The sequence below is a fragment of the Limisphaera sp. 4302-co genome (assembly GCF_049537155.1).
Lineage (GTDB): Bacteria > Verrucomicrobiota > Verrucomicrobiia > Limisphaerales > Limisphaeraceae > Limisphaera.
This window is the reverse complement of sequence record NZ_JBMVQZ010000005.1, coordinates 213,624-222,613: the sequence shown is the minus strand read 5'-3', so window position 1 is coordinate 222,613 and position 8,990 is coordinate 213,624. Positions and strand designations below refer to the sequence as shown.

Annotated in this window: 6 protein-coding genes; 2 read left to right on the top strand and 4 right to left on the bottom strand. The window is 64.1% G+C overall.

The window, feature by feature from the left end; all coding sequences use genetic code 11:
- Positions 1–120: 120 nt before the first annotated feature.
- Together ACPDIX_RS07580 and ribH are read left to right on the top strand one after the other, a co-directional pair.
- A complete protein-coding gene (locus ACPDIX_RS07580; RefSeq protein ID WP_423431176.1) occupies positions 121–1,320 on the top strand; it encodes a bifunctional 3,4-dihydroxy-2-butanone-4-phosphate synthase/GTP cyclohydrolase II in 1,200 nt (399 codons plus the stop codon).
- 33 nt (positions 1,321–1,353) lie between these two features.
- A complete protein-coding gene (gene ribH / locus ACPDIX_RS07575) occupies positions 1,354–1,845 on the top strand; it encodes a 6,7-dimethyl-8-ribityllumazine synthase (protein WP_423431175.1) in 492 nt (163 codons plus the stop codon).
- Positions 1,846–1,991: 146 nt separating this feature from the next.
- On the opposite strand, the gene ACPDIX_RS07570 is transcribed toward ribH, so the two are convergent.
- The 4 genes from ACPDIX_RS07570 to ACPDIX_RS07555 all read right to left on the bottom strand — a co-directional run bounded on the left by ACPDIX_RS07570 (position 1,992) and on the right by ACPDIX_RS07555 (position 7,310).
- Positions 1,992–4,019, bottom strand: a complete 2,028-nt coding sequence (locus ACPDIX_RS07570; protein ID WP_423431174.1) for a hypothetical protein — start codon at positions 4,017–4,019, stop codon at positions 1,992–1,994.
- 217 nt (positions 4,020–4,236) lie between these two features.
- Entirely contained in the window at positions 4,237–4,884 is a 648-nt protein-coding gene (locus tag ACPDIX_RS07565; protein WP_423431173.1) for a glycosyltransferase family 2 protein, read from the bottom strand.
- Between the two features lie 336 nt (positions 4,885–5,220).
- Positions 5,221–5,655, bottom strand: coding sequence for a hypothetical protein (locus tag ACPDIX_RS07560; protein ID WP_423431172.1), 435 nt, complete (start codon positions 5,653–5,655; stop codon positions 5,221–5,223).
- Positions 5,652–7,310, bottom strand: a complete 1,659-nt coding sequence (locus ACPDIX_RS07555) for a hypothetical protein (protein ID WP_423431171.1) — start codon at positions 7,308–7,310, stop codon at positions 5,652–5,654. The genes ACPDIX_RS07560 and ACPDIX_RS07555 overlap by 4 nt, the downstream gene beginning before the upstream one ends.
- Positions 7,311–8,990 lie beyond the last annotated feature (1,680 nt).

The following is an 8,990-nucleotide window of genomic DNA, read 5'->3' as shown; positions in this document are numbered from 1 at the left end:
TTGTGCGGCCGGGGCCGGGGAGGGGAGGGTTTTTCGGGCCGGATCCAGGGAGCGTTGGGCCGTGGCCACCGGTTTTGCCACTGGCGAACCGGCCGGGTTCGCGTACCCTGTGGGTGGGTTATGCGGGCTTCGTTCGACTCCATTGAGTCCGTCCTGGCCGACCTGCGCAAGGGACGCATGGTCATTGTGGTGGACGATGCCGACCGGGAGAACGAGGGCGATCTGGTGATGGCTGCCCAGTTCGTCACTCCCCGGGCGGTCAATTTCATGGCCAAGTACGGCCGCGGCCTGATTTGTGTGCCGACGACGGCCGAACGCCTCCAACAACTGGGCATCGACAGCATGGTCAAGGACAACCGCGACACTTTCCGGACCGATTTTCAGGTCAGTGTGGACGCCGCCAAGGGGATCACCACGGGCATCAGCGCGGCGGACCGGGCCCGCACCATCCAGGTGATGGCGGATCCGACGGCCGTGCCCGACGATCTGGTTCGGCCCGGGCACGTCTTTCCCCTGCGGGCCAAACCTGGCGGGGTGTTGCAGCGGGCCGGTCATACCGAGGCCGCGGTGGACCTGGTGAAACTGGCCGGGTTGCGTCCCATTGCGGTCATCTGCGAGATCATGAACGAGGACGGGTCCATGATGCGGCTGCCGCAACTCCGCCGCTTCGCCCGGAAACATAAGCTCAAACTCTGCACCATCGCCGACCTCATCCGGTACCGTCGCGCCCGCGAGAAGCTGATCGAGCGGGTGGAATCGGTGAAACTTCCCACGCCGTACGGCATGTTCCAGCTCCATCTTTACCGGTCCCGCGTGGACGGCCAGCACCATCTGGCGCTGGTCATGGGCGAGGTCGCCGGGAAGGAGAACGTCCTGGTCCGCGTCCACAGCGAATGTCTCACCGGCGATGTGTTTGGCTCGCTCCGCTGCGACTGCGGGCCGCAGCTCCATGCCGCCATGGAGCGGATCGCCAGGGAAGGCCGGGGTGTCATTGTGTACATGCGTCAGGAGGGCCGGGGTATTGGTTTGCCCGCCAAGATCCGGGCTTACAGGCTTCAGGAAGAAGGGCTCGACACCGTGGAAGCCAATCACAAGCTCGGGTTCCCCATGGACCTGCGCGAGTACGGCCTCGGGGCCCAGATCCTGGCCGATCTCGGCCTGCACACCATCCGGCTGTTGACCAACAACCCCAAGAAACTCGTCGGACTTGCGGGGCACGGACTGAAGATCGTCGAACAAATCCCGTTGCGGATCCCCCCCAACCCCTACAACCGCAGGTACCTCAAGACGAAACGCGAAAAGATGGGGCACCTCCTCTGAACGGGGTCGGGCTTCGACCCACCTTCCACACCTATGCTGCGAAAGGTTCGAACTTCCCATGTGCGGGACCTGGCCGGCCGTTTCGCCATCGTGGCCTCCCGTTACAACGGTCGTTATGTGAACTCCATGGTCCGGGCTGCCCGCCGGGCGCTCGAAGAGGCCGGAGCGCAGGTCGAGCTGGTCCGTGTGCCGGGGGCGTATGAAATCCCGCTGGCGACCGAACTGCTGGCCCGGCGCGCGCTCGCCAAGACCGGTGCGGCGCCGGTGGCGATCCTCTGTCTGGGCGTCATCCTGCGCGGCGAGACTGTTCACGCGGCGCACATCGGTGAAGCGGTGAGCCGGGCCCTCATGGAAATCCAGCTTCGGCACGGGATCCCCGTGATCCACGAGGTGTTGCTGTTGGAAAACCGGGAACAGGCGGTCAAGCGATGCCTGGACCCGCGTCACAACCGGGGGCTCGAGGCCGCCCACACGGCCCTCGAAATGGCCCGACTGGTGCAACGACTCCGATCGGGCGGATCCTGACTCCGCTGCTTTTGGAGGTCAACGGCCTGCAGAACGGCGCTGCTCCGGTGTCGTCCGGGTCCGGACTTGTAAAGGAGAGCGGCGTGGTCCGGGGCGTCCGGCCTTCCGAACGCACCCCGTCAGGGCCGATGCTTCTGCCGGCCGGGTCACCGTGTCTGCGGGTGTTCGTCCTGCTGTTGCGGCTGATGCGGACCCGCCCGCCAGCGCAACTGCAGAAGGCGCCAGGGGGAAGGATTCGCTTCCGCGACCTGTTCGGGCAGAACGGTTGCGACGAAGAGTGGCTGAACGCCGCGCCGGTATCGGGACTGCGTGGGGCCGGCGAATCGGAGACGCCATCCATCGGGTGTTTGCTCGGCCCTTTCGATCCGAAGCGTCTCCAGGCCGATCTTCGCCCGGACATGACGCGGGTCGGCGCACAGCGGGATGTTCGGATCCATCGCCAGATCCAGTTCGATGAACTCCGGGTCTCGAACAAAAAAGTACGCCGAGGCCATGAGATGGCCTGTGTTCGGACTCCAGCCGCAGGCGTCTTGGAGCATGCCCGCTTGCGCGGCTTCCTCCGGACCTTCGTAGGAACCATCGGCCGGGATCCGGACCTGCTGCTGCCTTTCCGGGCGCGTACTCTGGAGGACCTCGTTCCAAGAGAGCGCCCGGGGCTGGCGCTCGTTGCCGAGCCTCTGATCCATTTGCCAGCTCAGCCAGGCCGACATGGCCACCAGGGACATGGCCAACCATCGCACCGGGCGGCGTCTCCTTCTGCAGAACCGCGTCCAAGCAAGCCAGGCCGCCAGCATGCCGGCTGCGAACGCGGGCATGAAATCGAACATGTAGCGGGTGCTGATCACGCAGTTTCGGAGATAAAAGCCGCCCAGGGCCATCGTTGCCAAAAACGATTGCAGACCCAGCGAGGCCACGGCCGGCATCAGGGTGCGATCGGTACCCGTGACCTCCATCGGGTGACGTTCGATCGTGTCCTGGTTTCGGGCCGACTCCGTGTAAGCCCCGCACGTCCGACGCATCAGACGCCGGATCATAAACCCTGCCGAAACCCATCCTGCAGCCGCCCAGACGAGGTAGAACGGGTCGTAGGCAAGATGGGCGACCTCCCGCCATCGCGGGGTGGGGGAGATTCCCGTTACGGCTGTGGGATCCGACCAGAACGCCGGATTGGGATGTCGCGGCAGGAAAAGGAAACCGAACAATTCCCGTGCCGCCCGCCAAAGCGGTTCGTTCCGGAACGGGTGATCGAACCGCGTGCAATACATGGATCCGTGCAACCCGGGCTGGATATTGAGGCGGTGGCCGAACTCGAAACCGTTGCCGAACCGAAGGAGATTGGTCCAGTAGAGGCCCAGACCCAGGCAGACGTAGAGGATGGTGCCCGGCGCGACTTGCCGGGCAAACCATCGCCACCGGGTGCCGGCGCTGTGCCCCGATGGTACCGGCGTCAAACCACCGGTTTCGCCCGCGTAAAACAACGTCCATGCCCCGGCCACCAGGGCGGCTGCACCGTGAAAGACCAGCGTGGGCCGAATCCACATGGAATATCCGGCCACCCCGCACAAAAGCCAGAACGTGGCCGGCCGCGGCCGCACCGCCAGGCGGATCAGCAGGGCCATCATGCACAAGCCGGCCAGATACTCATAGGCAATTGCCTCTTCATAGACCCAAAAGCGACTCCGCAGGAGCCGAAAAAGCGGCGGGAACAGGAGCAGCACCAGCACCGCGCCTGCCAGAGCCAGAAGCGCCGAGACGTGCGGCGGGTCGCCCGCCTGGCCGGGTCGGCCGGCCGTTTCCGGTGGTCCCGGATTTCTGTCTTCGCGACACGGAGCCACCCCGACGGTCGAATCCATGTTGCTTCCGAAGAGGCTGGCCAGTGCAGGCAACAGCAGCCCAGTGCTGAGGGCCAGAGCCAGCCCGAAGGCCAGCATGTCAGGGAACGGAGCCCGATTCGCGAGCCGCGCCAAACATTCCAGGGGCAGTCGCCATAGCGGTATCCCCAGACCCCAGACCTGGTGGACGCCGCCTTCGGACCAGCAAAGGTCATGCGCCAGGTCGGCCGGGTTACGGCTCAGGGCCAGATCCCCGCGAAGGATGGCCGCCACCTGCATGCGGTACCAGGGACTTGCGGAGTACCAGCGACCGGGCCCGGGAATCAACCCCGTCAGAACCACTACCCCCGCAGCATAAAGAAGGGAGCACAAGGTCACGATCAGGCCGGCGCAAGCGCGGGACCATGGGCCCGCGAAGGCGCCGGCGCGTGTCAGGCCTTCCTTGCTTCCAGTGGCAGACGCCGGACGCGCCCGGGAGGAGCGGGAGTGCTTCCACAGGCGAGCCAGGGCGTGGAATCCGTCGCGTAACCGGATCTTTTTGCCTTCGGCCATCGAGCGACTACGGTGACGGATGAGGACCTCGACGATGCGCGCCCCGAGCCGCGCCAACTTGGCCGTGACTTCGGGACAGAAACCAAAGCCATCCTCTGCAAGATCGAGCCTTTCCAAAAGCGACGTACGGAAAACCTTGTAACAGGTGGCTTCGTCCGTTGGTTGCAGCCCGGATAATGGTGTTCGTCAAGACCGTCAGAAGGCCATTGCCCAGGCGATGCCATCCCGGCGTCTGGGCTGCGGCTCCCCGGCCGAAACGCGTCCCGTAGACCACATCGGCGCTGCCTGACAGCAGCGGTTGCAACAGCCGCGCGTAATCCGCCGGATCGTATTCGAGGTCGGCGTCCTGGATAAGGACGAAAGGCGCCTGCACGTACGCCAAAGCGGTTCGAATGGCCGCCCCTTTGCCGCGGTTGCACGGATGGCGCAGGATAAGCACGCGCGGATCCCGGGCTGCCCATGCGGCCAACCGCACCGCGGTGTCATCGGTCGAGCCGTCGTCCACGGCAATGACCTGGGTGACCAGGGGCTGGAGGAGGACCTGCTGGAGAAGCCGCCCCACCGTGGGCCCTTCATTGTAACACGGGACGATGACGGCCAGGCCGGGCCGTGCCGTCTCCTCGTTGACAGGCGCTGATGAGTGAGGGAATGGCAAACTTCTGCGTTGACCCAATCCTTACACGGTTTACTCAGCAAGGTTCTTTCGGGCAACTGCCCGACCGCCGGGGACGCGCCACCGGGAGCTCGGGCGGATGCCGCGAAAAAAACGTCCGGTCGACGTTGTTCTTGTCAGATTGGCCATGGTCCTTTTCGGGGTCCGAGCGGGGAACCCGGCACCATGTATTGCGTCTGCCGCCCTGCCAACGGACCTCACGGGCTTCGCCTAATTGCGTTGTGCTTCAAATCAGGCTGTGGAATGCGAACGTGCGGCGTGCCCCGGGCCAACACGACCCTTTTACGGTGACCGTCACGTACGGAGAGTGACGGCCGCTCAACTTCCGCAGTTGGCGGTCACATAGCTGATGACGGGATCGCGCTTTTGGTAGCTGCAGTAGCAGCCTGGGCCGCTGGCTATGATGCCGTGCTTGCAACTTCCACGGTACGCGAGCCGCCTGACCCGGAAGGAATCTCGTTGGTTGCAGTACTGCCAATAATTGCCTGTGTACACGCAGTTTCCTGCCCCGGGATTGTCGGGGTATTCATAGACATCACAGGCGTCATCGCAGGCAAGGTCCTCGGAGCACGTCAGTCCGGCTGTATCGTAGCCGGGTGGAATCTCTTCTTTTGGCAGCGGTTGGCAAGTGTATTGCCAGAGGATGGCGGCACAAAGGGAGAAAGGCAGGAGCACAGCGCCTGCTGCCAACAGCCAGCGACGTGGACGTGCGGTCAGACAAATAACAGCCTGGTATGTGCGGATGGTTTTCATGGTTGTCGTGGTCGTGGGATGGTCTGCGGAGATGGCCGTGCCCGGCGCATGTGCCGCCCGATCCACCAGAGGGGCAGCGCGACGAGCAGGCCAAAAGCCAGATACAGCATGGCGCGCAGTCCGTACCGGAGCAACACTTGTGTCTGACCGCTGCGCAATGCTGCTTCGAAAAGGTTGGTCAGCTCAGCGTCCGGGGTGAACTTCCAGCCGGGTGGAGAAAGGACTCTGTAGCGAACGGAATAGACCCCCCAGCGGTGCGAGCGCAGCCGCATGTCCGTCACGTCCGCCGGGACGGGGAGGAGCCGGTCGAAGGGAACCGGGCCGGATACAACGGCCGCGTGGGTCAAGGTCAAAAGGGAGCGTTCCGACACGAACGTCTCCTTGAGGTTTGCGGTGTGTGGCACGTTGCCCGTCTTGGGGGTGGGTTCGCCGCTGAGGTCCGGGTACAGGCCACGCTGGAGGTACGCGACGAATTCAGCGGAGAGAGGCAGCATCCTTGGCCCGAGGTTGGTTGTGGCCAGGACCCTGTACGTCTGGCGAACCATCCCGGTCGGGTAGAGGGTTGTGTAATCCATGTAATAATAAAGGAACTCGCGTGGATGGAGGGGCGGGCGAAGGAATCGGCTATTGGCAGCGTTTTTCAGGCTTTCGAGGGTTGTGACCCATTCGATCTGCGCGGGAAGGAGAAGAACAGGGTCAAGGAAGGTGATACGAGCCTCGCAGGTGTGGGCTTCAGGTTGGGTAAGGGCAACATAACCGGGAAGTGGAAGGTGATGGATGTCATCCGCATGATGACGAAAGAAAATGCCGCTACAATAGGCTATCCAGGGATAGATGGTGGGCTGACTCTCGAAGAGTGGGTAATACCCAAAATGGGCGTCCGCGACAGCCACCTGCTCGCTGGGCACCCAGAGGAGTCCGAAGTTGTTGGAGCCCACTCCAAATGCGTGATTGTTGCCATTACGAATCCACCATGCGTCCGTCGCCACTCGAACCTCGAATGCCGAGACCGCGTGGCTCTGTTCACGGCCGTTTTCGAAGTAACAGGTGGTGACGATGGTGCCTTGGAGGTGGAGGTGCTCGCTGTCGGCGGCGTGCAACGCTCGAGGCAGAAGAAGCGCCGCCGACAGGGCCAAGGATGGACACGATCGCCGCCGGAAGCCGAGGAAGAGGGCTGCCAAGCCCGCGCACCAGTACAGCAGGATGGCCCACACAAGGTGCGTGGAGAAGGTGTTGGTAAGACCCAGCCAAGCGGGCAGGGGCCCCAGACAGCCGCAACCGACTTTCCAAGCAGTGCCCAGCAGCCAACGGGAGGCCCGGTACAACAGCACCATCGCCACCCACCATGCGAGCAGCCAGGGGGCCCACGAACGTCGGCGACCACAGGACAGCAGGACCCCCAGCGAAAGCTCAACGGCTGCTGCACATGCCTCGATCGTTCGGGAGGTGAGGATGGGAAACACAGGGTCGGGTGGGTCGGACAGAGGGCCGGTCCGGGTGGTCCACAACGCGGCCAGCTTCGCCAGACCCAGCGTCCCGAGGAGCACGCCCGAGGAGCCCAGGAACCACGCCGTCCAAGGGGGGAGACATGACGAGGTCAGCCGCGAAAGGGCGGGTGCCGATTCACGGGAAAGTTCTGGATCTGTACCGCGCATGGTGTGGACGATGCTTCATCAGGTAGTGCAAAGCGTGCGGCCAGCTCCTGGCTGCTGCAGGAGGTCGTTGCATGCTGAAATGGGAAAGGGTTTGCTTGAATGCGGATTTGGGCCGAGCCGTGGCGGGCCGTGGCACTGCTGCAGGGCTGTCCTCTGAGTTGAACGCCGTGGGATACGGGGGCTCGCGTCGGGGAGACGGCTCCGAGGGGAGCGGTGGACTGCCCGATGGGGACGTTGCTGCCTTGGACACTGGCGCGGTGCATAGTCCCACTTCCGGACCCCAATCTCTCTCTCTCTCTCTGCAGAGTGTCAAGCCCCTTTTTCGCATCGGACGTCAGTTTTCCGGGCTGTTTCATCTGCGTAGGGCCGAAGGGGTCGAGAGCGCCTTTGCGCTTTGATGAAAACCCCCGCCGAATCCCGGCGCACTTGGCAGGCCTTGCTTCGGGCGGGCCCGGCAGATGGTGGCCGTGACGACCTGAGTCAGAGGGGTGGCTTTATGGCCGGAGCACCCGACGTGGCGCAAGTGCGGTGGGCGGGTTGACCGATAAAGGGTTCAGGGAACGCACGGTCCTTGATGGAACCGTGCATGGCAGGGCTGTCCGGCCCTGTGGTATGGGTTCCTCAGGCGCGCGCTCTCACTGGTAGTTCGAGTCCGGGGGATGGCGCGGGCCCGGCATCTGCGGCGGCTCAGGAGGCCGCGATGACATTGCAGCGGGAACGGCAGTGTTTGGAAGGGGCGCGGGGGCCTTCCGCCCGCACAACGCCTCAAGTACGGTTCCCGTGAACGCGGGCGAGATGGTCCGGCGTTGGCTCGTCACAGGTCGTGGCGTGTGACGTGGACCAATGCCTTGGATTGAGCCCGGAACATCCGGTGGGTTTTCGGCGTTTTTTGCGGGAGCGGCTGGTGGAGAAGGTGCGGCCGGGTCGGGTGCACGAGCTCTGTGGGGATGCGCGGCAGCGGCTGAAAGAGGTTGGGCGGTACGAGGCGCTGTTGAAGGAGGTGCCGGTGGACCTGTGCTGTCTGGGTATCGGTGAGAATGGTCATCCGGCTTTCAACGGTCCCGGTCTTGGGCAGAGTGCGCCGGTTGCTGGCGGCGGTCCCGGAACGGCGGACGGAGCGGCAACTGTTTGGCCCGGGACGGAGCGGTCGGTGCTGCGTGGCATTCGTTTGGATCGTCTCTCTCCCTGTCAACGGATGCTCCCCGGCGCCATCGCCACGCGGTTTCTCCATGTGCGGGCGGCCAGGCTCCCGCTTGACAGGGGACGACAGGTCGTTCTGATGAGTGCAGTGTGTGCCAGTCGTGTGTTCCATGCACAGGTGGAGACGCCTGAGGACGTGGTTCGCCAGACAGGCGACATCGGCCGGAAAGTGAGATCGGTTCGTTCGGCGACAGTCTTGAAGTCGGCCGCTCCTCGCAGGGGTGGGACAGGCAGCAAGGCTTTTGCTCCGCCTGCTGTTGAAACGATCGGTTTCACCCGGATTCCTTCGAAACGACCGTTGTTGCTCGACCACATGAGGGCGGGAGCAACATGAGGGCGGGAGCAACACCAAGGCGGGAGGCTTTTCAAGCTGTGCACGCGGCGGCCGGCGCCTCCGGAGGATGGGCGGAGCGGTATTGTGATGGCTGCGCCTCCTCGCGCCGCTGAGCAACCTCAGTGGCAGAACCCAGGCGGGAACCA

Bases quoted from the DNA above. Each gene is read 5' to 3' on its own strand.
- ACPDIX_RS07555 (WP_423431171.1), bottom strand. From the start codon at position 7,310: ATGCGCGGTACAGATCCAGAACTTTCCCGTGAATCGGCACCCGCCCTT.
- ribH (WP_423431175.1), top strand. From the start codon at position 1,354: ATGCTGCGAAAGGTTCGAACTTCCCATGTGCGGGACCTGGCCGGCCGT.
- ACPDIX_RS07560 (WP_423431172.1), bottom strand. From the start codon at position 5,655: ATGAAAACCATCCGCACATACCAGGCTGTTATTTGTCTGACCGCACGT.
- ACPDIX_RS07580 (WP_423431176.1), top strand. From the start codon at position 121: ATGCGGGCTTCGTTCGACTCCATTGAGTCCGTCCTGGCCGACCTGCGC.